Raw genomic sequence first — 22,987 nt, 5'->3', positions numbered from 1 at the left:
ACATGATAAGAAAAGAGGGCTTTAGGATGAAAATTGTGATCGCACCAGATTCATTTAAAGAAAGTTTATCTGCTTATGAGACAGCATGTGCCATTGAACGAGGATTTCGTTCTATTTTACCAAACGCAGAGTATATCAAACTGCCGATGGCAGATGGAGGAGAGGGGACCGTTCAATCGTTGGTTGATGCGACTGGCGGACACATTGTTCATCAAGTGGTCACGGGCCCGCTTGGTGAGCCAGTGAATGCCTTTTTTGGCATGTTAGGAGACGGTCAGACTGCTGTCATAGAGATGGCTGCAGCCTCTGGTTTACATCTTGTACCGCGAGAAAAACGTAATCCATTATGGACGACATCAAGAGGAACTGGTGAATTAATACTTGCAGCGCTGGATAAAGGAGCGAAGCACGTGATCATTGGCCTTGGCGGAAGTGCAACAAATGATGGCGGTGTTGGGATGATGCAAGGATTAGGTGCAGATTTCCTTGATAAAACAGGACATTCCCTGACGTCAGGCGGCGGGGCACTTCATCAATTAGCTTCAATTAATTTATCTGGACTCGATCCAAGACTGCAATCCGTCCGTCTGGAGGCGGCTTGTGATGTGGATAATCCTTTAACGGGTGAGAGAGGAGCGTCTGCTGTTTTCGGTCCTCAAAAGGGAGCAGATGAAGAAATGGTTCAAGTGTTAGACAAGAATCTGGCTCATTTTGCACTAGTAGCTGAAAAGCAGTTCAATGTCTCCTTTGGAGATGCAGCAGGGGCAGGAGCGGCAGGAGGACTTGGCGCGAGTTTATTAGGCTTTTTAAAAGCTGATTTGCAAAGAGGAATCGATATTGTGCTGAAGGCTGTTCATTTTGATGACGTCATCAAGGAGGCAGACCTTGTCATTACGGGAGAAGGCCAAATTGACCGGCAGAGCATTTATGGAAAAACCCCAATCGGCGTAGCCAAAGCAGCAAAGCAGTATAATCTGCCTGTGATTGGTATTGCAGGCTCTCTTGCAAATGACAGTGGAGTCGTACACGATCATGGAATTGATGCACTGTTTAGTATCGTTCCAGGTATTACCTCTCTGTCTGAGGCGATACGAGATGCGGCTCTTCATGTAGAAAGAACAGCCCGGAATATTGCGGCTGTGTTAGAAATTGGAATAAAAAAGTAAACGATGAAAAATGTTTCCTTTTCTATCACATTCCTTTCTATCGAAATGTGGTAAAATTGTTATAAATGATGTAGAAAGTTGGAGGAAACAAAAATGTCTAATCTACCGAATTGTCCTTCGTGCAGCTCACCTTATACTTACGAGGACGGCAGTCTGCTGGTTTGTCCTGAGTGTGCGCATGAATGGTCACTTGAACAAGAACAAGCGGCAGAGGAACAGCTTGTGGTCAAAGATGCGAATGGGAATCTGTTAAGTGATGGGGACACGGTCTCTGTCATTAAAGACCTAAAAGTAAAAGGTTCTTCATCCGTTTTGAAAATAGGAACGAAGGTCAAAGGCATTCGTTTAGTTGAAGGCGATCATAACATTGATTGTAAAATTCCTAGCTTCGGCGCAATGAAATTAAAATCAGAGTTTGTGAAAAAGATATAAAGTATGAAAAGAGGCTGTAAGAGGCCTCTTTTCTTTATTTATAGGTGAAAGGAATAATCTCAAACAAAATTCCATACATATATACCTGTTGAAAAAGGTTCATTTTTTAAAAAATCAAGCCTCTTTTCACATAAAAATCCGCAGTTTTCTTAACCCTACCTTAAAAAAGGCAGATGATTCGCTAAATTTTGGCTAATCCCCTTCACAACTTTTGGGCATTGCTGTACCATATGGAAGTGTTCTTCTATTTTTGACGGATCATGGTGTTTATCAGGAAATAGAATGATAGATGATACTTAGACAAAGAAGGAGAGGTAACGTGACGAACGTTTTAGAACTGCATAATGTATCTAGACATATTAGCGGGAAAAAGATTGTTCAAGACTTGAGCTTTTCTGTCCAAGCGGGCGAAGTCTTTGGCTTCTTAGGACCTAATGGTGCAGGGAAAACAACAACCATTCGTATGATGGTCGGTCTTTCTCCCATTACATCTGGTGACATTCTGATTAATGGACATAGTATTCAAACATCCTATCAGCATGCCATCCAACATGTCGGTGCGATTATTGAAAATCCAGAAATGTATAATCATTTAACGGCAAGACAAAATCTTGTTCACTTTGCCAGAATGAATGGGAAAGTGGATGAAGCGCGAATTGATGAGCTGTTAGAGCTAGTCAGCTTACAGCATGTGAAGCATAAACGTGTGCGCACATTTTCATTAGGAATGAAACAGCGATTGGGCATTGCGCAGGCACTCATACATAGACCGAAACTGCTGATCTTAGATGAGCCGACCAATGGACTTGATCCTGAGGGGATTCGAATGATACGAGATTACTTGAGAAGGCTTGCGAAGGAAGAAGGGCTGGCTGTAATTGTTTCAAGTCACCTCATGTCAGAGATGGAATTGATGTGTGATCGCTTTGCAATTATCCAAACCGGAAAGCTGATTGCGATTGAGGATCAGCGTGCTGAGACGAAGCAGGATGATTTGGTTAATTATCGAATGAAGGTAGCAGCCGGGGAGCTTGAAGAAGCACAGAAGCTCATTGATGCATTTGAGGAAGGCGTCTCTGTAAGAGAAGAGGAGCAGTACTTATTTTTCTCTATGCCAGAACAAAAAATGCCAGAATTAATCCGTCATTTGAGCAGCGCGTCTATTCATTTGTACGAGATCAAAATTGAAAAACAAACCTTAGAAGATAAGTTCTTAAGCTTAACAGGTAAAAAGGAGGCAGACGTATGATTCGCCTCATTCAAAACGAGTGGATGAAGATCAGTTATCGTGTTGGAACTTGGATTATGGTTGGACTTCTTGTGTTAGGTATGGTTGCCACGCTGATCTTTGTAGTGAAAACAAATGACAAAGATCAAGCTTCAGGTGATTGGAAAACCCAGCTAGAAATGATGAATAAGGAAAACAAGAAGGAGCTCAAAGAGACAGAGAATGGTTTCTTTAAAAGAGAGCTTGAAAAAGAGATCGCTATTAATGATTATCGAATCAAGCATAACTTGCCGCCGGCTGATCAGTTTAGCCACAGTGTATGGGATTATGTGAAAACAAACGCCAATTTACTTCAGCTAGTCGGTGTGTTTGTGATCATTATTGCTTCCACCATTGTATCGGCTGAATACAAGCATGGTACAATTAAATTATTATTGATTCGTCCACCATCAAGGCTAAAGATCCTAATATCTAAATATATTACGGTGCAGCTGTATGCTCTTTTACTTGTTGTGGTGCTATTTATCTTGTCATTCATATTGGGTGCTATTTTCTTTGGACTTAACACTGATTATGTGAATTTGGTGTATCAAAATGGTGAAGTGATTGAACGTTCACAGTTTGCCAATATGGTCTATTATTATCTCGCTCATTGTGCAATGTTTGTCGTTTTGGGAACCCTTTCGTTCGCCATTTCTACAGTGTTTAGAAGTGAGGCTATCTCCATTGCCATTAGTGTGTTAGCGTATATTGTGGGTGGATCAGTCACAGGTATTTTAATGCTCTTCTTTGATTGGTCAAAATATCTGTTATTTGCAAACGATCCATCCCAATACTTTATGGAACAGGTTACTGTTATCGAAGGTATGTCCCTAGGATTCTCACTAATCGTCCTAGTCATCTATTGGGCTATTTTCTTAGCCATTGCCTTAATCGTCTTTCAAAAGCGAGAAGTGAAAACAGGTTAATTTAACTTTTTAGGAGGTTTACACATGATTAAACGTAAAGGTGAAAAAATTATGGGGATTATTAGTATTGTCCTCAATGCCATTGGTGTCGGGTTTGGGGCATTAATCCTTTCTGTGGGTCCATCATTTTATGATGAAATCAATGAAGTGTTAAAAGAGGAAGGGGAAACATTGCCGATTGAAACGCTTCAGGCTTCGGTTCATGCGTTTGGTACTCAGTTCATGGTCGTTTCCGCAATTGCGGCTGTGCTGTCGATTGTAGGTGTGATTTTCTTGAAAACCGACCGTCGTGCCGTGCTTTCAGGTATTCTTTTCTTGGTTTCTGCTGTGACTCTTTTAATTGGAACAGTTGGCCTTGCATTCGCTCCAATGGTTCTATTGTTTATCATTGGATTAATGTCTCTTATTAGAAAGCCGAATACAGACATTCACACAAGTGAATATCCTTCATAATAAAAGAAAAGACATGCGCATATCCGCGCATGTCTTTCTTTTTAAATGATGCCAATCAGCATCGCCACGAACAGAAGGATAATACTGAATCCCCACATCCAAAAGAAGGAGTAGCGGATGTGTTTCCCCATATCAACCCCTGCAAGACCTACAGCGAGCCAAACAGCGGGAGCAAGCGGGCTGACAAAGGTTCCAATGATGTTCCCAATCATCATGGCATATGCCGCAGAAGTGCCTGGTACGCCAACTTCAGATGTAATGGATTCAACAATTGGCAGAAGAGCGTAATAATAGGCGTCTGTACTTGTCAGCATATCAAGCGGCACTCCAAGCATCCCAACAATGATATGTAAAAATGGCAGCAAGAAGGCTGGTAAAATGTGAATACTGTCAACAGCAATGGCTTTCAGCATCCCTGTGCCTTCAAGAATTCCTAAAAATGACCCTGCGGAAAAAATCACAGCCGCCATCATCAGCGCACTAGGTGCGTGTGCCTTGATCCTTTCCATTTGCAGATTCACATTCGGAAAGTTAATTAATAGTGCGAGAGACAGGCCAATCATAAACATAAAACTAGCAGGCATCACGTTCAACACGAGAAGCACCACAACACACAAAAACAGAACAAGGTTCACCCAAATGAGATGATAACGCTTTAAAGAGGCGTCTCCCGTTTCACTAATAGACTGAATGGCACGATCCCAATCTGCACCTTCTAGTTGAACCGCAGCTATTTCATTTGCAGCAATTTTCACCCGAATTCGCTTTTCTTCTCTCTTTCCTAAAATGAATGCCATTCCTAACACGAGTACAACGCCAATGAGCTGAATTGGAATGAGCGGCACCCAGAGTTCAGAGGGGTCCATATTCAGGACACTTGCTGCCCGTCCAGTCGGTCCAGCCCATGGAATCATATTGGTTAATCCAGCACTCGTCCCGATTAATAACAGCAGTAAATAAGGACTCATATGTAATTTTTTATAAAGCGGAAGCAGTGCAGGTACAGTTAATAAAAAGGTCGTAGCCCCTGCTCCGTCTAAGTGTGCGATAACCCCAATCAAAGCAGTTCCCATTGCAACTGTGACAACATTTCCTTTTGTCAGCTTGATTAAAGTCTTAATTACAGGTTCAAAGAACCCTGTATCTTGCAAAATACCAAAAAATAAAATGGCGAAGATAAACATGGTCGCCACCGGCAATACTTTGATAATCCCTTCCTCAAAGAAGGTTTGAATGTCATTGATCCCAAATCCCGCAATGAGCGCCCCTATTAAAGGCACCATGACCATGGCGACAATTGGACTTGCTTTCCCCCAAATCAGCAGCACAACAATCGTTAAAATAATCATCAATCCAACAAACGTTAACATAAGCCCCTCCCCCTACAAATAAAACGTTTACATTTGTCTATACTTTTCATCCAATGCATTCCCACAGGTGCATTGAAAAAAAGGGTATCAAATTTATGAGTATTAAGCAACCGCTTTCATACATATAAAATGGTAAAAAAGGATGGATGGACCAGTCGTGGCGCGGCATCAAATATTGTAAAAAAATTTAGATAAAAATAACGATTAAAGTTCACAATAATTAATATGGGTATTTAGACTTATTAAATTAAAAAGCGCCCAATAAATGGACGCTTCTTTCAACGATTTTTCAAGATGACATACTCGTAAGGATTAAGTTGAAGCTGCTCAGGCACTTGCTGTCCAGTCAGCATATTCTCATAGCTTGCCTCTGAATCTAGTGACATGTTCTGCTGCTCTTCTGTAAAATTCATCAAAAACACATAGTCCTGCGACCCGTCTGTTCGTTTTTGTACACTGACTCCTTCTGGAATTGCAGTGGATAGGACGGGCTGTATGCCAATACCTGCGATAAGGTCTTCGTAAAACTCATCATAAAAAGACTGCTCATTTTCTGAGGCCATATAGTATGCTTTCCCTTTTTCTAATGAACGGACAGTCAGGGCTGGCTGTCCTTCGTAGCAGCCATTCTCAAAATGCCCTAACACAGAGGCCGTTTCAGGATGTATAGATTCGCAATATTGTCCGACATGATAGGTGCGTCCATTCCCTGTGGTCATTAACACATGTTCATCAGGCATCAATGTGTTGATTTCCTCTGCCCAAATGCCAAGTACATGGCGGAGAGGACCAGGGAAACCGCCGAGGAAACAGAGATCATTTTCGTCGACTATGCCGCTCCAGTAAGTCGCGATAAAAATGCCCCCCTCTTTGACAAAGGCTTCAATTTTTTCTGCAACGCCTGGTTTGATCATGTAGAGCATTGGCCCAATGAGCACACGATAGGATGAGAAATCCTTTTCCATCCCGACTATGTCAACAGAGATACCTTTTTTCCAAAAGCTTCGATAGTGAGTTTGACAAGCCTCTACATAGCGTTTGTTTGTATTATTTAAGCCTTGCGCATCATCAATGGCCCAGTGATTTTCCCAATCATAAATGATGGCGACCTCTGGCTGAACGGATGTGCCCGCAATTGGGTGCAGCTGCTCCAGTTGTTTCCCTAGATCAGCTACCTCTTGAAACACGCGCGTATGTTCATGACCAGAATGATCGACAACGGCACCGTGGAATTTCTCAGAGGCGCCTCGGCCTTGCCGCCACTGGAAATAAAGCACGGAGTCTGATCCGTGGGCAATTGCCTGCATGGCAGAAAGGTGTGCCATGCCTTTATGTTTGACCTTGTTCACTTCATGCCAGTTTACAAGGCTCGGCGTACTCTCCATGACGAGAAACGGCTGTCCGTCCTTTAAGGAACGATACAAATCATGTACAAAGGCAACGTTCGATGCTAATTCGGCCGTTGTTTCTCTGCCGCTGTGCCAAGCAGGATAGCTATCCCATGAGATCACATCGACCTCTTTTGCAAATTGATGATAATCCAGCCCAAGAAATGGACGCATATGCGGATAGTCGCCCATAAAGTTCGTGGTTACTGGGATATGAGGCGTCAATTCCCGCAGCGGCTTAATTTCATTTTGATAAAAATTGATCGTTTGTGCTGTGACAAAGCGCTTCCAATCCAGGTTCATGCCGTGAATCATGTGCTCCCCGTGTGGTGCGGGTGACTCGATTTGTGACCAATCACTATACGTGTGGCTCCAAAATCCCGTCCACCATGCTTGATTCAAAGCCTCAAGATCGTGGTTGTATTTGTCCTTCAAATAGTCTCGAAATGCTTCCTGGCACAGGTCGCAATGACACTCGCCGCCGTACTCATTCGAAATGTGCCACATGATCAGTGCTGGATGATCCTTGTAGCGTTCCGCAAGCAGCCGGTTGAGTGTATTCGTTTTTTCTCGATAAACCGGAGAGGTGAAGCAATGATTATGGCGCAGTCCATGTAAGTTACGCTGACGATTCGCTTCGACGCGCAATACTTCTGGATATGTTTGTGACAGCCAAGCAGGTCTTGCTCCGCTTGGCGTTGCGAGAATGGCGTGTGCCCCCTGTGCTGCCAAGCGGTCCATGATGTCATCCAGCCATGCAAAGTCATACTGACCCTCTGCTGGCTCTAGCTTACTCCATGCGAAAATGTTGATGGAGAATGTTTGACAGTGTGCAAGCTTCATTAATCGAAAATCTTCGTCTATGATCTCGGGCATATGCAGCCATTGATCTGGATTGTAATCGCCACCATGCAAAAAACCTTTCACATTTGGGTGAACGAGTGGGTAACGCTTTCCCATTTTGTCACGTCCTATCCTTTTAGTTACGGTGTCATTTGTTTAAATACATCAAGAGAAGGCAGTGCTTTTCCGTTGAAATCAAACATCGCTTGATTTTCCCACGCATTTCCGACAGTCCCGGTTGTTTGGATATAAGCGAGCCCGTATTGACTAGACCACGGAGCACCTTTCGCTGGAATCCAAAGCGGCTCCCAATAAAAGAACCCCTTCCCGCGGTTGTTGTTTACTTGTGAAATTTTTTCGGATAGATCTCGTATAAAAGATGCCTGGCCTTGAGGTGAGGCTGGATAACCGGCTGTATTGACAGAGTCTTGGTTAAATGAGTTATCTAGGTTGTCACCGTTTGCTGTCGTAAAGCCGTAAGCAGTTTCTACCACGATCACGTCTTTATTATAGCGGGCACTGATATCATTCATATTGGACGTAAGACCGCTAAAGCCGCCGTCCCAATACGGGTAATAAGATAAACCGATCGTATCGAAGGAGACGCCTCGTTTTGTGATTTCATCAAACCACCAGCGGGATGCACCATTGTCTCCGCCATGTGCAAGGTGAAGCATGATTTTGATGTTTGAATCGACAGAGCGGACGGCATTTGTGCCAGCTTTTAGCAGAGCAGCGAGCCGGTCAAATTCACCACCGCCTTCACCCCAGCTTTTTCCGTTTGGCCACAGTATACCTGAGTTCAACTCATTCCCGACCTGAACCATATTCGGCAAGGCATTTTGCGCTCTCATCGCTTTGAGCACATCACCTGTGTAAGTGCCGACCGCTTTTTCTAAATCGCTTTGTGAGAGGGATGCCCACGCTTTCGGTTTGAATTGTTTACCGGGGTCAGTCCAGAAATCACTGTAGTGAAAATCAAGCAGCACTTTCATGTTTTGTGCTTTTGCACGTTTCGATAAAGCGATGGCTGTATTGAGATCATTTGTGCCGCCGTTATAGGCACGGCCTTGATTGTCATATGGATGGTTCCACAGTCTGATACGCACATAGTTGACACCTTTATCCTTTAATAGCTTAAGCGGATCAACCTGCTGTCCGTTCTGGTTGTAGTATTTGCCGCCGCTTTTCTCCACTTCTGCAAGCATCGAGATATCGGCTCCCTTGATGAAATCACCTTGCAGTCCATTGATCGGTTTCACAGAAATCGTATCGGCCCTTGCTTCAGGCAGAATACCTAATCCCATCAGAAAGAAAACGACAACAGTGACAAGCAACCATTTCTTCATCAAATCTCCCCTTATCCTTTTGTCCCGCCTTGTGTGAGACCGGACACAAATTGTTTTTGTAAAACAAGGAACAATAAAGCGACTGGAATCGCAATGAGTAAAGCCCCGGCTGCAAAGGTCGTGTAGCTTGCACCCATTTTGTCTGACACAAGATTGTACAGACCGATTGGGAGCGTATACATTTCGGGTGAGCGGACAATGACACTGGAAATGATGAAATCACCCAGCGGACCTGTAAATGAGTTGATTGCGACAACAGCTAAGATGGGCTTAGCGAGCGGCATAATAATTTGGATGAAAATCCGGAAATGCCCTGCGCCGTCCATTCTGGCTGATTCATCGAGATCCTTTGGAATCGCATCAAGATAGCCTTTCATTAAATACGTATTCATCGGAATTTGTCCACCTGCATAAATCAAAATCAGGGCAAGGTGGCTGTTAATGAGTCCAAGCATTTGAGCAAGAACAAAAATCGCTATCAGCGCTGAAAATTGAGGAATCATTTGCAGCAGCAAAAAGAGCATCAGCCCATTTTTCCGTCCTTTGAAGCGGAATCTGGAAAAGGCATAGCCTGTAAAACTGACAAGAACGAGCGTTAAAACCATTGTGGCAATACTGATCTTCATTGAGTTCCAATACCATTTTGCATAAAGTGCCCCCTGACCGAAGAACAGCTCGGTGAAGTGGCTGAACGTTGGATTCTTCGGAAACATGCTTGTACTCATGAGGCTGTTCCCAGGGTTAAAGGAAGCACCGATCGTCCAAAGCAGTGGATATAGAATACAAATGGAGGCAATGAAAAGGATAAAATAAGTGATGCTCAGGCGAATGAGCTTGTTTTGTTTTGATCCCATATCACATCATGTCCTCCTCTTTGAATGAATTCGTTCTCTTAAACTGCCAGAGTGCAATGGCGATGACAAAGATTGAAAGTAAGATCGTGACAGCGGCAGCGAGTGCATATTGAGAAGACTGCATCGTGAGTTTGTAAATCCAAGAAACCAAGATGTCCGTTCCCCCAGCAGTTGAGCCAGCGACAGGCGGTCCTCCGCCATTAAATAAGTAGATGATATTAAAGTTGTTAAAGTTAAACGTATATTGCGTGATTAATATAGGCGCAATGGAATAAAGGACAAGCGGTAACGTGATGGACCGGAATTTCTGAAAGAAGTTTGCCCCATCAATGGTCGCAGCTTCGTATAGATCCTCTGGAATTGCTTGCAAAACACCGGTTGTCATAATGAAAACAAAAGGAAATCCAAGCCAAGTCTGCATCGCAATGAGTGCAATTTTGCTCCAAAATGGATCTGTCAGCCATGGTTTTGGATCAATTCCAATCGATGCAAAAAGTGTGTTGTTAATGGCCCCAAATGTATCGTTGAACAGTCCAGCAAACACCAAAATGGTCACAAAACCCGGAACAGCCCAAGGGAGAATCAAAATGGTTCTAAAAAAACGTTTTCCTTTTAAATCCTTCTGATTGAGCAGAACCGCTAGAAAGATGCCGACAGCACATTGAAGGGTCGAAGCAGCCAGCGTCCATACGACGGTCCAGCCAAGTACATCAATGAAAGTGTCTCTCCAAATATCAATTGAAAAGATATTTTGGAAGTTCTTGATCCCTACCCAATCGATCAGATTGGCAGGAGGCGAGTGGTATAAATCGTAGTTCGTAAAGGCAAGCGCAAAGCTGAACATAATAGGAAAGACAACAGAGAATAGAAGTAAAAAGAAAGCAGGAGTGCTCATTAAGTAAGGAAAGCCTTGGTCGATCAGCTGATGATATTGAGCTCGGATGGAATGAAGCGGAATCCCTTGATCACGTTTCTTTCCGTTCATAAAAGCATCACGCATCATGAGTACGTAAAAGCCGATACCAAAACCAGCTGTTAACAGCGCAATAATCCCTTTTGCTAAAAGAAAAACAGAGTTGTCACGAGGCAGCATCGTACCAAGTGTGAACAGCCCCCAAAAGCCAATATTGAATAAATCATAAAATACGATGAAAAAAGAGACGCCAAACAGGAAAAAAAGTGCCCCTTTGCCGTACTGTTTGTTGTACATTTGCCCCATCCCGGGTATTAAGGAGAACATTAGCGCCCGTCTCCGGTGTGTCTTTGATTCCACTATGTGTGTGCGGTCTAGTTCAAGGTTACCCGTCACGTCTAACACCTACTTCATATGAAATTAGATCAAATACGGGCAGCTTGATAGACTTAAAGGCTACCCGTGTTTGATGATTACTTAGAGTGATTTGCTTTAATTTGAGAGTCGATTTGATTGACCGCATCATCAAATGCCTTTTTCACATCTGTCCGGCCTGTTGCAATGAGACCTAACGCGCTGTCAATCGGCTTCCACACTTCTGCCATTTCAGGGGTATTCGGTGTCAGCGTGGCATATTTCGTTTGTTTTGAAACAGCATCCGCATTTGCGTTTCCTGTGATGATTGGATCCTTCATCAGCTTTTTCACTGGTGGAATTTCCTCTGTTACTTCGAATCGCTTCTTCGAATTTTTTTCATTCGTGATAAATTCAACAAATTTCTCAGCAAGGTCTTTATTTTTAGAATAAGAGGAGACGTTGTAGCTCTTTACACCTAAGAATGAGCTCATATGCTTTCCGTTAGGGAGTATTGGCAGCTCTGTTACGCCATAGTCAATTCCAGCTTCTTTATATGGACCAAATGACCATGGACCAGAAATGACAGCAGCGGCCTTTTTCTCTGTGAATAAGGAGTTGAGGACATTGATTCCTTGTTCACCAATGATGCCTTTCGGGAAAAGTCCTTCGCTAAAGAATGTTTGAATGTATTTTCCGCCTTCAACAGCGCCATCGTTGTTCAGGCCAATATTGTTCACATCATAGGAGCCATCGCTTTTCTGTTTGAAAATATAGCCTCCTGATCCGCCTAACACACTTTGTGCATAGTAAATTTCATCCCATTTCGCTACAAAACCGTATTTCCCGTCTTTTGTCAGCTTTTTCGAAAGGTCATACCAGCCATCAAGTGTAGTTGGTGCCTTTTTGACAAGGTCTTTGTTATAGAAAAGTACTGTCGTTTCAACGGATTTAGGAAGGCCATACAGCTTGCCGTCTACCGTTTGTGATTGAATGGATTCGTCTGTAAAGGAATTGATCACTTTTTGATCAGGCTTGATTTCCTGTAACAGCCCCTCAGTGACAGCTGATCCAATTTGATCGTGAGGCATCGTGATGACGTCTGGGCCTGTCCCGGCTGCTCCATCAAGACGGAGAGCTTCGATTTGGTCGGCATACGCTTTTTCGACCACTTTGATTTTCACATCGTTTTGTTTTTCGAATTCTTTTACAGCGTCTTGAATCCCATCAGATTTTTTGACATCCTCCCATACTAGCAAGGTCTTTGTACCTGTAGATGCTGGCTGTGTCCCGCTTGAATTGTCATCTCCTGGCCCGCATGCTGAAAGCAGAAGCACAGCAGTACCAACGACTGCTGATAATGTCGCCCATTTTCCCTTTTTCATTGGTAATCCCCTCTCGTTCTTTTTTCACGGATGATAAGAAAACGCTTTCTTAATGTGAGAATATCAACTTAAGTAAAAAAAGTAAACATATTTTATTAAATTTATTAAGTAAAATTTTTTACTCGTATAGAGAGAAAAGAAGCCCTCCACATTAGGAGGGACTTCCAGTTGATTATATGGTGCTTTTTCGAAAGACAGGCTCTGAGGCAATCAGAACAGTTTTAGGTAGTGTTCTGCCGTCCACAAGTCTTTCTAAAAGTAAATCGATCGCCGTCTCACAAAGTAATGACGTATGGATGTGATACGTGGTGAGCGGCGGCGATACATATTGAGACACATGAATATCGTTGATACTAAAGACGCTGACGCGGTTCGGCAGAGAAAATCCTCGCTCATTTAATGCTTGTAAGCAGCCGATGGCAAGAGGGTCACTAGCGACACAAAAAGCGGTGGGCAAATCATCACCAAGCTCGTCGATCGCCTTCATCATCAGCGAATAGCCTTCATCTACTGAGAAATGGTGGCCGATATAGACCAATCGCTTATCAAGCATTTGGCGGGCCAGCATGTATTCACGGAAAGTCGTTTCACGAATATCTGGAATGTGCACATTCGTATTCAGATCAAGGTCTGTGCCGCCAATGAATCCAATGGATTGGTGCTCTTTTTCGATAAAAGAATCGATGATCTTTTCAACAATTCGTTTCAGGTTCGGCTTTACAGAATCAAAACGGTCTTCATCTGGCGTCGTATCAATAAAGACAATGTGCGGAGTGATCGCATATAATTGGTCAAGCTCTGACGTTTTAAAGCGGCCGATGGCGATGATTCCTTCTGTAGCAGAATCAATGGAATGTAGCCCATCAGACGGATTGTAAGCGGTGACATTTAAGCTCCGAGTATTGGTGAGTTCCTCAATGCCGAGTCGAATGGATTTAAAATAAATATCTTCAAGCTCTTCCTTTTCGGTCATCCAATAGAGAAAGGCGATTTTTTTTAATGAATGTTTGAATGTCTTCTTTTGGTAGGACAAAGCTTCTGCGGCGGCATATACTTTTTCGCGTGTTTGATCGGTGACAGATAGGTTGGGATCTTGATTCAGTACGCGAGATACCGTTGCAATGGATAAGCCTGCTTTTTCTGCAATGTCCTTTATTTTAGCTGCCAAATCAGCACCTCCTATAGAAAATATCTCCTCTTAGTATAGAGTCTTTAAAAAAATTAGTAAATATTTTTATTAAATTGTTTTCGTTTAGGCGGTTCTTTACGTGCTGGAAAGGAATTAGTAAGATATATATAGGTAAGGTGTTGGATTAAGATTTCTGATAGGAGAGGGACCGATGTATTACGATGCACTGAAGACATTTGTGACAGTGGTGGAGGAGAAGAACTTTACAAAAGCAGCCCAAAAGCTGCGGATTTCTCAGCCAAGTGTCAGTCTTCATATTAAGAACTTGGAGCAGGAATTCCAGACCGTTCTGCTGAATCGTTCGCCAAAGCAATTAACCGTTACACCAACTGGGGATATGCTGTACCATCGATCAAAACAAATCATTCGTCTCTATGAACAGGCGAAGCAGGACATTTATGAGCATCACCACCTGGCAAGAGGAAAGCTGACCATCGGGGCGAGCTTCACCATTGGTGAGTATGTGCTGCCGCAAATATTAGCGGAGTTTCATCAGCTCTATCCGCATGTTGATATTGAGGTGGTCATTGATAATACAGAGGCTATCGCCAGACATGTCCGTTTATTCCATGTCGACATCGGTTTGATCGAGGGACAGACCAATGACAAAGAGCTTTCTGTAGAAACTTTTCTAGAGGACGAACTTTATATTGTGGCGCCATTAGATCATCCTTTTGCCAAGAGAAAAGATGTCACCATTGATCAATTACAGAACGAAACATGGATCACGAGAGAAGAGGGATCAGGGACAGGAGAATATTTACAGCATGTCCTGAAATCAAATGGACTGAAAGCACGAACCTTTGTGACTTTTAGCAGCAATCAAGCGATTAAAGAAGCGGTGATCCATGGAATGGGTCTTTCTGTTTTATCTAAATATGTCCTCCAGCGAGGCAGCATTGGCGGTGAATTGGCTGTTATTTCTGTGAGAGGCATGGATTTCAAACGAAAGTTCTCCTATGTCGAGTCACCGATGACCGGGGGAAATAAAAATAAGGAATTGCTCGTTGAATTGTTAAGGAAAGAGAAAAAGGACGCTTCTCCTCAGTAGGAGAAACGTCTTTTTTTATAACCCTTTAATTTTGATTTCATCGACTGGAAGGAAAATCTCACCTGTATCTGTATATTTCATCGTGACCTGATCGCCTTCTTTTAAATAAATGACGAGAGGTTCTTTTTCAGATGACATGGTGTAGCTTTTTCCATCGTCTAGCAGGAAGGTGACGGTTGTATAATCACCAGTCTTTTCTTTGTAGACTCGTTTGACCTTCCCTGCTGCTTCTTTCTTTTCCTGCTTAGAGGAACTATTAACGGTACCGCCGCCTTTTTGAAGAGCTGTCTTATAGGCTCTCAGTGCTTCGTTTGGTGTAGAAGCATACGCAGCGATTTCTGGATTGGCTGCAGAAACGATAAAGTAGTTTTGCAGGAATCCATTTGAATCGAGAACCGGTGTGAGCCAGCTGGCTTCCCCATAGAAATTATAGAGAATTGGCATGCGGCCTTTCCATTTCTTCTCGATGAATCGTTTCTCAATAATTTGCAGAGCGCCCTGAGAATCCATGTAGGATTCTTCAAGATTTCCAGTATAATAAGTCGCTTTTCCTGTCCGGGCATTGGTCAGGGCATATCCGAGCATGGAATCAACGCCCTCTTTCGGACTTGTGAAATCTGTGAAGTAATACATATCTCCTTTTGAATCAAATACAGGGCTCACATTGGCTTCCGTTCCTTCATCGGAAGGCAGCTTGACATCTGACTTTCCAAACATACTGTTCCAGAACCCGTGAATATAGTTTCCGAAATAGCTGTTTTGCAGACTGACCGCCTCTGGTGAAACAGCACCGTCGATAAAGGCAGGTACTTGATCTAGAGCATATTTCTTCGTCGCACCTGTTTTGGCATCAACAACGACCACACCGGAAGCTTTAAAGCCGTTTCGGGCAGAGATGAAATCGCCATACGTTTGAATGTAATAAGGCTTGCCGTCATCATTGATTTCCAGCTGTGTACCGCCGTAGAAAATCAAATCTGGGTACTGGAGACGGATATGCCGCTCAATTTCTTTGTTGAAATAGGAGGAAGGCGTATAGACCATCTCCGTCTTCACGAACTTTGGATTAGCAGAGGAGTCGGTCGCACTTAATGTAAAGTAACCCGGCGTGCTGCCTGCACGAATCCATTTAAAGAAGTCCGAGAACTCCACTGGAGCGATGTATACATACTCACCGTTGACCTTCTGAATTTGCAAGCTGCCAAGCTCATAGTAGCTTGTGTTTGGCACCTGTCCGAACGATTTCTTCATTTTGTTCCGGGCAAATTGAGGCGGCACACTCGCAGGTGTTTCTTTTTCATCAAATGCTTTGATTTCTACTTTTTGCTCCATTTTGGAGACATCGAATTTCTCATTCGCATTGAATAGAAAAGCTGTCGCCATGTAAACACCGAGCAGCAATAGAATAAGAAACAGCACGCCTTTGATTTTACGCTCCAATCCAACTGACAAAAAGGCGCCTGCTGCTGTCACAACAAGTCCAATCAGCCATAGAGATGAAGGGTTACGGTCTAAATTGGTAATGTAATAGAAAACAAAAATACCGATCATGAACAGCAAAGCAAGGCCTGCAATCCACATGAGCGGCACCTGCTGTTCTGTTCCTTTCTTTCTAACGATCAACCTGAGCGGTGTGAGCAAAAGGGTCAAGACAAGACCGATCACAACCGAAAATAACAAAATATATCCCACAAACAGATCTCCTTTCAAATCAATCACTCTTTTAGTATATACGAGTGAGGCGGGGAAAAGATTCATCGGATGGAAGGCTCATCTAAATGCCAATCGAGTTGATGGCAGATTGAACATCTTCTTTCAGTTCGTAAAATTTGAGTCTTTGTTCAATTTTTTCTATTAAGGCGTCTATGGCTTCACCTGACATGTGTGTATGGATGCGCTGTTGCTGTTTATACACTTTGACCAGAAGGTCGTCAATTAGATCTAAAATTTTTTCCGCTTCTTGGCGATCTTCTGCAAATTCATTTTGAAGCTGATGCCGGATAGCTCTGATAAGTGCTGTTTTCTGTTCTTCTTTGATCTTTGCTTTCAAAGCTGCCAGCTCTGCTGGTGTCATGTCTTCCGTGTCAAAGTTTGCTTTTGAGAAGATGGAGCTTGATGTATGCGTATCTGTCATTCTTTGCAAAAAACGATCTGCATCTGTTGGTTGTTTCTTTGAAAATTCCATTTGTCGTTCTCCTTAAGAAATACCCATGTTCTTCGCCAGGGCTGTATCTGCATCGTGGTATTGTTTTCCTAGCTCGCTCATATCATCTGATATTGAGTCCAGCCATCTTTTTAAATTCATAGCGTTATCAATCGCTGTATCATACTTTTTGACCGAATAGAACTCATTCTCAAGACTCTCTGTTTTTAAGTGGCGAATCACAGTATCCACATCTGAAGCCGTCAGCTGATCATATGAACCAAAGCCAACAATTTGTTTATACCTTGAGCGTACCCGTTCCACAGATTGATCCACTTTGACATCGAGTTTCTCAATTTTACGAATGATTTGCTGCATATGATGATCGGCATATGTCGAGAATTTACGCCCTGTGTTCATGAGAACGTGGGATTTAATTAAAATCGCCACCACACTATGAGGATCAACATTTGATTGGCTCAACTGATGTAACATGGCCGTGGTAAGTGAAGGGTTTTTTCTCAACATATCATCAATGGTTTGAACGGAGCCGTCTGCCGAAAAGGTATAACGATCTAAGCCATGGCTGCCAGCGATTGCTTCAAGGAATAAATTCGCATCCAGTGAAGGATTCACACTCATTGCCCGATTGAGGAGGTCTTTCATGAATTGGACGGCTTTTGAGGAGTCCTCGGAGTAATCGACACCTTCGGGGAGAGCGGCATCATACATCACTTTCACTCGACCGATTTCTGTCGTATGGCGATTTAAAAGAGAAAGCCCGTCATTGAGATTGATATATTCTGTTAATCTACTGCGGTAATCGCCTTTTAATGCTTTAGACTGTAGACCATCCGATAGATTTGGATAAATATTTGGATTCTCAAATGTGACCCCGCCTTGAATAAAGTCGTTTTTGACAAGAACATAGGAAGCATTTGACCCGCCGAGTGAATGACCTGTCACATACATTTTCGCATTCGGCATTTTCTTATGTATTTCTTTCGCATATCGATCCGCTTGAACCATTTGATTCTCTGCACCATGCTCAAATGGAATATTTTTAATCAGATACTTTGTATCCGAAACCATCCAATCTTGAACAATTTCATTTGTATAGGCGGTCGTGCCTGTTGTCAACTTAGTCGTCACTTCCTGTGAACCCTTCGATCTACTAAAAGGAGGCAGCTTCGTCAAAATGGTAGAAAGAAGATCATCTGACTCTTTTTTTCCATGTTTTTTAATGGTATCTTTATATTGGCCTGCACCAATCGGTTCAGAACCACGGTATGCGATGACGGCGTTTTTGATTTTGGTGAGGTCTTTGCCTCCATTAGATCGAGTGAAATCCTCTTCAGAAACAAGAGTTAAGGCATTGAGCCCTTTTTCCGTCTCTTTATAATCAATGACGTACATGTTGTTACCATTACTTATTTTTATCATGTTTGAATCACTATAATTTTCTATTTTATAGGATTCGTCCGAAATTTTATTGTAGTCTTCGTCGCTAAGCATAATTCTTGATATCTTTTTAGACAAAACTGTCACTCCTGTAATATTTATCATAATAATTATATTATATAGTTTATTAAATATCTATTATGATCTGGGATTGAAAGAGTATAAAGTTTAAAAATATATTTTAAATTTTTAAAAGGTGGATATAGTTGCTAATGAAAAATACATTAAAGGTTTTATTTTCTCTAATTGTAATAATAATCATATCGTTGGCAGTGCTTTTAATCCAACATGATAAGCAAAATAAAACTAGCGATTCAGGAGGAAAGAATACTGTGCAAGAAAAAGAGAAAAGTGATCAACAAAAGGCAGAAGAACTAGCCGAAAAAATGAAACCGAAAATAGAAAAAGATCTTCATGAAATGGACATCCATCAATTTATAAAAGATATAACTTTTAAAAAGGGAGTTACCATTAGTCCTATGGGCTATATTATTGTTAAAGGATACGTTAACGATGAACCTGAGAAGTTCAATTTTTCTGCATCTTTAAAGTATAGAACTAAAGAAATTAGTTCAATGAGTTATTCATACGAGTTATCAATTCGATTCAGGGATTGGGAAAAATATAAAGATGAACCGGAATTAAAAGAGAATTTCCTAAAAAGCCTCCCCAAAAAAGAACGCGAACAATATCTTAAAGACATTGGAGAAAAAGAGTAATAACAAACAAGTAATTTCCGATTAACCCCAAATAGTTGAAACAGGCATATGCTATCATTCACCTAACAACACTTTTAAGGGGGAGATTTCACCCATGGCAAATACAAAGAAATTGATCTTAGATGTAGATACTGGAATCGATGATGCGATTGGGATTTTGCTGGCAGTGAAAAGTAAGCAGTTTGATATTTTGGGGATTACGACGGTATGCGGGAATGTGTCTGTCGATGCGGCTACATTGAATACGTGTAAAGTGCTTGAGCTGGTTGAGGCAGATAACATTCCTGTCATCAAAGGTTCAGCAACTCCTCTTTTAAGAACGCCTCACTATGAACATCGGGTACACGGAGAGGATGGAATAGGCGGGGCTTTAAAGGATGCCCGGCCAAAGAAAACAGCAGATGCTGGTTTTGCGCCTGATTTTATCATTGAACAAGTGCTGCAGTATTCGAATCAGGTCACGCTTGTGTTGACAGGGCCTTTAACGAATTTAGCCCTTGCGGTAAAAAAATGCCCTGAGCTGATTCATCATGTGAAAGAGGTCATTTTTATGGGTGGTGTCGTGAAGGGGCAGGGGAACGTCTCACCAGTTGCGGAATTCAATACATATGCAGACCCAGAAGCAGCGAAATTGGTGCTGGATGCTGAATTCCCTTCATTGACTCAAGTGGGGTTAGATGTCACCAGACAGGTCTTGTTAACGGATGAGAGAATCGATGCCATTCAAAATGAAACGTTGGCAGCTTATATCAGAGAGAGTACAAGCATTTACCGACAGCGCTATTTTGAGCGCAATGGTGTGTGGGCGTGTGCCATGCATGATCCGCTTGCTGTAAGTCTTGCCATTAACAAGGAGCTTGTAAGCACACAGGCTTTTCATGTAGAAGTGGAGACGAAGAGTGAGTTTTGTGACGGTCAAATGATCTGTGATTTTCAGCATCAGTGGGAGAAAGAGCGTAATGTCCAAGTGTGTATGGATGTAGATGATGAAGCTTTTTTCGATTTATTGATCAAAACGATGAATTCATAAAAAAAGAAGTCTGTGCAAGCAGGCTTCTTTTTTATAAGATGGGAACATGAGGAAATGTATGCGTTCACATGAATAAGGAAGGAGTGAAGTCAATTGGCTTCTGTCAGTTTAAGTAGTATTGAAAAAATACGCGCAGCAAGCAGAGGATTGCCGCCAAAGCTGAAAGGAATTGCAGAACATATTACGAGTGAACCTGGCGACATTATTCATTTATCAATTGTCGAGCTTGCCAAAAAAACAGCGAGTTCAGAGGCAACGATTTTTCGTCTTTGTAAAAGGCTTGGATTTGAGGGCTTTCAAGATTTGAAGATTGCAATTGCCCAGGAAATAGATCAAACAAAGCCTGATTATGTAGATGAAGAAATGAGTCTTGATGATGATACGGCCGTTTTTATGCAAAAGGTTTTTCAGGCGAATATATCTGCATTAAAGGATAGCTTTCAATTACTGAATCCAGAGGATGTAGAAAAAGCCATACAAATCATTCATGAAGCAAAGCGCTTAGAGTTTTATGGGAGTGGCGGGTCTGGCCTCATTGCAACAGACGCTTTTCATAAATTTATGAGGACAGGCATCAACTGTATTGTTCACACCGATTCCCATTTTCAAGCGATGTCTGCCGGTCTTCTCGACCAGCACAGTACAGTGATTGGTATATCTCATTCTGGCCGTAATAAAGATTTACTCGATGCAATGAAAACAGCAAAGGAAAAAGGAGCGAAAACCATCGGTATTACAAGTTATCAGCGCTCTCCATTGAGCCAGCTTGCCGATGTCACATTGTATACTTCGACGCAAGAAACGGCTTTTCGAACAGAAGCGATGTCTGCAAGACTTGCTCAGCTCACTGTCATTGACGTACTATACTTTGCACTTGCTCACTTAAGACAGCAGGAAACTTTAACAAATTTAAAACAAATGAGAGAAACCATTTCACAAAAAAGGGTGTAATGGTTTCAAAAATAAATTTTTCTATTAGTGAAAAATGCCGTTGTGGTAACGATTTTGAGCTTTTAAGTGAAAATAATTTTCTTTTTAGTCGTTGAATGTCGAAAAAATTATTCCTATAATGGGATTTAACAGGTATATCAAAACAATAAAATATGATTTCAAATCAATGATTGGGCGTGATACAGATGAAGGGAAACCAGGCGGTAATTGGTTTGGATATTGGAACAACAAGTACAAAGGCGGTTCTGTTTGGACCACAGGGGAAAGTGATAGCAAAGCATTCGGTTCCTTATGATCTCATTCAGCCCCAGCCAGCATGGGTTGAACAGGACCCTGAACATATATTAGAAGCCGTCATTGCAAGTGTAAGAGGTGCATTGACGAAAGCAGCATTTGATGCAAAACATCTCATAGGCGTCGGGATTAGTACAGCGATGCATTCCTTGATTGTGATGGATAAGCATGGCAAGGCGTTAACGAACAGTATCATTTGGGCAGATAACAGAAGTGCAGAACAAGCGAAGCGAATCACTTCAGAAATGGACGGCTTCCAAGTGTATAAAAGAACCGGTACACCGATCCATCCAATGTCACCGCTTTCAAAAATACGGTGGATCAAGGAAATGGCACCTGATGTCTTCAAGAAGGCAGCGAAATTCATTTCTATCAAAGAATATATTCTTTATCATTTCTTCGGTCAGTATGTCGTCGATTATTCAATCGCTTCAGCAACGGGACTGTTCCGTTTGGAAACGCTTCAATGGGATGAGCAGGCGCTGCGTATTGCTGGAATTGAGGCTGATCAATTGTCTGAACTTGTTCCCACGACGTATCAGCTGAGAGGGCTTCAGCCAGAGATCGCCCTGCGAATGGGCATTGCGGAAGATACACCATTTGTTGTTGGTGCGAATGATGGGGTTCTAGCGAACTTAGGTGTGGGAGCGATTGGAAAAGGTGAGGTGGCTGTCACGATTGGGACAAGCGGTGCAGTCCGTACGGTCGTGGACAAACCAATAACAGATGAACAGTCAAGAACGTTCTGCTATGCGTTGACTGATAAGCATTGGGTGGTTGGAGGACCGACGAATAATGGCGGGATCATGCTGAGATGGCTGAAGGATGAATTCGGATCCTCGGAGGTAGAGGTAGCAAAGCGTCTTGGAGTGGACCCTTACGACCTGATGATTGATATTGCGAAAAAAGTTCCAGCCGGCTCAGAGGGACTGCTGTTTCTGCCATTTTTAACAGGTGAGCGTGCACCATATTGGAATCCAAATGCGAGAGGCACTTTTTTTGGGATCGGTCTTCAGCATAAGCGGGAGCATTTTATAAGAGCTGTGTTAGAAGGCGTCATTATGAGTGTGTTCTCAATCGGTGTTGCCTTAAGGGATTTAACCGGTTCAGCAAAGGATGTCAGGGCGTCGGGCGGATTTGCGCGATCTCCGCTGTGGCGGCAAATTTTAGCGGATACGATGGGCAGGGAAGTACTTGTCCCAGAAAGCTACGAAGCATCAGCACTTGGGGCGGCTGTGCTCGCACTTCATAGTTTAGGTTATATGGAAGAGATAGAAGAGGTTCAAGATTGGATTCGAATCTCTGCCCGTCATGAACCAAATATGGAGAACAATGAAACATACATAGAACTGTTTTACTTATATGAGCGTCTCTATGACAAACTCAAGGATGAATTTGATGTCATTAGTGCGCTTCAATTAAAACAAAATCATTAAACATCAGGGA

The 22,987-nt window shown here is 42.5% G+C and carries 20 protein-coding genes; 10 read left to right on the top strand and 10 right to left on the bottom strand.

All coding sequences use genetic code 11. From position 1 onward, the window contains the following. The first annotated feature begins 26 nt into the window (after nt 1-26). From MHH61_RS08260 to MHH61_RS08240, 5 genes are all read left to right on the top strand, one after another. On the top strand, nt 27-1,166 hold the full coding sequence (locus tag MHH61_RS08260; RefSeq protein WP_125586952.1) for a glycerate kinase: 1,140 nt from the start codon (nt 27-29) through the stop codon (nt 1,164-1,166). A gap of 93 nt (nt 1,167-1,259) precedes the next feature. Continuing rightward, nucleotides 1,260-1,598, top strand: coding sequence for a zinc ribbon domain-containing protein YjdM (locus MHH61_RS08255; protein ID WP_024423969.1), 339 nt, complete (start codon nt 1,260-1,262; stop codon nt 1,596-1,598). A gap of 319 nt (nt 1,599-1,917) precedes the next feature. Then, nucleotides 1,918-2,847 (top strand): ABC transporter ATP-binding protein, encoded by a 930-nt coding sequence (locus MHH61_RS08250; RefSeq protein ID WP_125586950.1) that lies wholly within the window; start codon nt 1,918-1,920, stop codon nt 2,845-2,847. Continuing rightward, nucleotides 2,844-3,794, top strand: coding sequence for an ABC transporter permease (locus tag MHH61_RS08245; RefSeq protein ID WP_125586948.1), 951 nt, complete (start codon nt 2,844-2,846; stop codon nt 3,792-3,794). The genes MHH61_RS08250 and MHH61_RS08245 overlap by 4 nt, the downstream gene beginning before the upstream one ends. A 24-nt stretch (nt 3,795-3,818) precedes the next feature. Continuing rightward, nucleotides 3,819-4,247 (top strand): DUF4064 domain-containing protein, encoded by a 429-nt coding sequence (locus tag MHH61_RS08240; RefSeq protein ID WP_041087470.1) that lies wholly within the window; start codon nt 3,819-3,821, stop codon nt 4,245-4,247. Nucleotides 4,248-4,288: 41 nt separating this feature from the next. Here MHH61_RS08240 and MHH61_RS08235 read toward each other — a convergent pair whose 3' ends face one another. The 7 genes from MHH61_RS08235 to MHH61_RS08205 form a co-directional block, all read right to left on the bottom strand. Beyond that, complete coding sequence (locus tag MHH61_RS08235; protein ID WP_024427570.1) at nt 4,289-5,617, bottom strand: CitMHS family transporter; 1,329 nt, start codon at nt 5,615-5,617, stop codon at nt 4,289-4,291. Between the two features lie 278 nt (nt 5,618-5,895). Beyond that, nucleotides 5,896-7,965: a beta-galactosidase gene (locus MHH61_RS08230; protein WP_125586946.1), complete on the bottom strand. Its 2,070-nt coding sequence runs from the start codon at nt 7,963-7,965 to the stop codon at nt 5,896-5,898. A gap of 23 nt (nt 7,966-7,988) precedes the next feature. Continuing rightward, nucleotides 7,989-9,197 carry a glycosyl hydrolase 53 family protein gene (locus tag MHH61_RS08225; RefSeq protein ID WP_125586944.1) on the bottom strand — a complete coding sequence of 403 codons (1,209 nt, stop codon included), beginning with the start codon at nt 9,195-9,197 and terminating at the stop codon, nt 7,989-7,991. Between the two features lie 11 nt (nt 9,198-9,208). Next, nucleotides 9,209-10,051, bottom strand: coding sequence for a sugar ABC transporter permease (locus MHH61_RS08220; protein WP_024423962.1), 843 nt, complete (start codon nt 10,049-10,051; stop codon nt 9,209-9,211). A 1-nt stretch (nt 10,052) separates the two neighbouring features. Then, nucleotides 10,053-11,270, bottom strand: coding sequence for a carbohydrate ABC transporter permease (locus tag MHH61_RS08215; RefSeq protein ID WP_283241896.1), 1,218 nt, complete (start codon nt 11,268-11,270; stop codon nt 10,053-10,055). 167 nt (nt 11,271-11,437) lie between these two features. Then, complete coding sequence (locus MHH61_RS08210) at nt 11,438-12,703, bottom strand: extracellular solute-binding protein (RefSeq protein ID WP_125586942.1); 1,266 nt, start codon at nt 12,701-12,703, stop codon at nt 11,438-11,440. 172 nt (nt 12,704-12,875) lie between these two features. Beyond that, nucleotides 12,876-13,871: a LacI family DNA-binding transcriptional regulator gene (locus MHH61_RS08205; RefSeq protein ID WP_125586940.1), complete on the bottom strand. Its 996-nt coding sequence runs from the start codon at nt 13,869-13,871 to the stop codon at nt 12,876-12,878. Nucleotides 13,872-14,043: 172 nt separating this feature from the next. On the opposite strand from MHH61_RS08205, the gene MHH61_RS08200 reads away from it, so the two are divergent. Next, on the top strand, nt 14,044-14,943 hold the full coding sequence (locus MHH61_RS08200) for a LysR family transcriptional regulator (RefSeq protein ID WP_024427566.1): 900 nt from the start codon (nt 14,044-14,046) through the stop codon (nt 14,941-14,943). A 15-nt stretch (nt 14,944-14,958) separates the two neighbouring features. Here MHH61_RS08200 and MHH61_RS08195 read toward each other — a convergent pair whose 3' ends face one another. The 3 genes from MHH61_RS08195 to MHH61_RS08185 form a co-directional block, all read right to left on the bottom strand. Beyond that, nucleotides 14,959-16,635: a hypothetical protein gene (locus tag MHH61_RS08195; protein ID WP_024423958.1), complete on the bottom strand. Its 1,677-nt coding sequence runs from the start codon at nt 16,633-16,635 to the stop codon at nt 14,959-14,961. A gap of 82 nt (nt 16,636-16,717) precedes the next feature. Beyond that, on the bottom strand, nt 16,718-17,128 hold the full coding sequence (locus MHH61_RS08190; RefSeq protein ID WP_025093748.1) for a hypothetical protein: 411 nt from the start codon (nt 17,126-17,128) through the stop codon (nt 16,718-16,720). A 12-nt stretch (nt 17,129-17,140) separates the two neighbouring features. Further along, nucleotides 17,141-18,625 (bottom strand): DUF2974 domain-containing protein, encoded by a 1,485-nt coding sequence (locus MHH61_RS08185; RefSeq protein WP_125586938.1) that lies wholly within the window; start codon nt 18,623-18,625, stop codon nt 17,141-17,143. A gap of 134 nt (nt 18,626-18,759) precedes the next feature. On the opposite strand from MHH61_RS08185, the gene MHH61_RS08180 reads away from it, so the two are divergent. From MHH61_RS08180 to gntK, 4 genes are all read left to right on the top strand, one after another. Next, nucleotides 18,760-19,266 (top strand): DUF1433 domain-containing protein, encoded by a 507-nt coding sequence (locus tag MHH61_RS08180; RefSeq protein ID WP_125586936.1) that lies wholly within the window; start codon nt 18,760-18,762, stop codon nt 19,264-19,266. 94 nt (nt 19,267-19,360) lie between these two features. Further along, nucleotides 19,361-20,296 carry a nucleoside hydrolase gene (locus tag MHH61_RS08175; protein WP_125586934.1) on the top strand — a complete coding sequence of 312 codons (936 nt, stop codon included), beginning with the start codon at nt 19,361-19,363 and terminating at the stop codon, nt 20,294-20,296. A gap of 93 nt (nt 20,297-20,389) precedes the next feature. Further along, nucleotides 20,390-21,247, top strand: coding sequence for a MurR/RpiR family transcriptional regulator (locus MHH61_RS08170; protein WP_024423955.1), 858 nt, complete (start codon nt 20,390-20,392; stop codon nt 21,245-21,247). 185 nt (nt 21,248-21,432) lie between these two features. After that, the gene (gene gntK / locus MHH61_RS08165; protein ID WP_125586932.1) at nt 21,433-22,977 is read left to right on the top strand and encodes a gluconokinase; all 1,545 of its coding nucleotides are present in this window, start codon (nt 21,433-21,435) and stop codon (nt 22,975-22,977) included. The last annotated feature ends 10 nt before the right edge of the window (nt 22,978-22,987 follow it).

This window comes from Bacillus sp. FSL K6-3154 (assembly GCF_040869395.1).
Taxonomy (GTDB): Bacteria; Bacillota; Bacilli; order Bacillales; family Bacillaceae; genus Bacillus; species Bacillus safensis.
Note: the sequence above shows the minus strand (reverse complement) of the source record. Positions and strands in the feature narration are given on the sequence as shown.

Bases quoted from the DNA above. Each gene is read 5' to 3' on its own strand.
- MHH61_RS08175 (WP_125586934.1), top strand. From the start codon at position 19,361: ATGGCAAATACAAAGAAATTGATCTTAGATGTAGATACTGGAATCGAT.
- MHH61_RS08200 (WP_024427566.1), top strand. From the start codon at position 14,044: ATGTATTACGATGCACTGAAGACATTTGTGACAGTGGTGGAGGAGAAG.
- MHH61_RS08255 (WP_024423969.1), top strand. From the start codon at position 1,260: ATGTCTAATCTACCGAATTGTCCTTCGTGCAGCTCACCTTATACTTAC.
- MHH61_RS08190 (WP_025093748.1), bottom strand. From the start codon at position 17,128: ATGGAATTTTCAAAGAAACAACCAACAGATGCAGATCGTTTTTTGCAA.
- MHH61_RS08240 (WP_041087470.1), top strand. From the start codon at position 3,819: ATGATTAAACGTAAAGGTGAAAAAATTATGGGGATTATTAGTATTGTC.
- MHH61_RS08230 (WP_125586946.1), bottom strand. From the start codon at position 7,965: ATGGGAAAGCGTTACCCACTCGTTCACCCAAATGTGAAAGGTTTTTTG.
- MHH61_RS08215 (WP_283241896.1), bottom strand. From the start codon at position 11,270: ATGGGGCAAATGTACAACAAACAGTACGGCAAAGGGGCACTTTTTTTC.
- MHH61_RS08260 (WP_125586952.1), top strand. From the start codon at position 27: ATGAAAATTGTGATCGCACCAGATTCATTTAAAGAAAGTTTATCTGCT.
- MHH61_RS08225 (WP_125586944.1), bottom strand. From the start codon at position 9,197: ATGAAGAAATGGTTGCTTGTCACTGTTGTCGTTTTCTTTCTGATGGGA.
- MHH61_RS08220 (WP_024423962.1), bottom strand. From the start codon at position 10,051: ATGGGATCAAAACAAAACAAGCTCATTCGCCTGAGCATCACTTATTTT.
- MHH61_RS08245 (WP_125586948.1), top strand. From the start codon at position 2,844: ATGATTCGCCTCATTCAAAACGAGTGGATGAAGATCAGTTATCGTGTT.
- MHH61_RS08180 (WP_125586936.1), top strand. From the start codon at position 18,760: ATGAAAAATACATTAAAGGTTTTATTTTCTCTAATTGTAATAATAATC.
- MHH61_RS08210 (WP_125586942.1), bottom strand. From the start codon at position 12,703: ATGAAAAAGGGAAAATGGGCGACATTATCAGCAGTCGTTGGTACTGCT.
- gntK (WP_125586932.1), top strand. From the start codon at position 21,433: ATGAAGGGAAACCAGGCGGTAATTGGTTTGGATATTGGAACAACAAGT.
- MHH61_RS08235 (WP_024427570.1), bottom strand. From the start codon at position 5,617: ATGTTAACGTTTGTTGGATTGATGATTATTTTAACGATTGTTGTGCTG.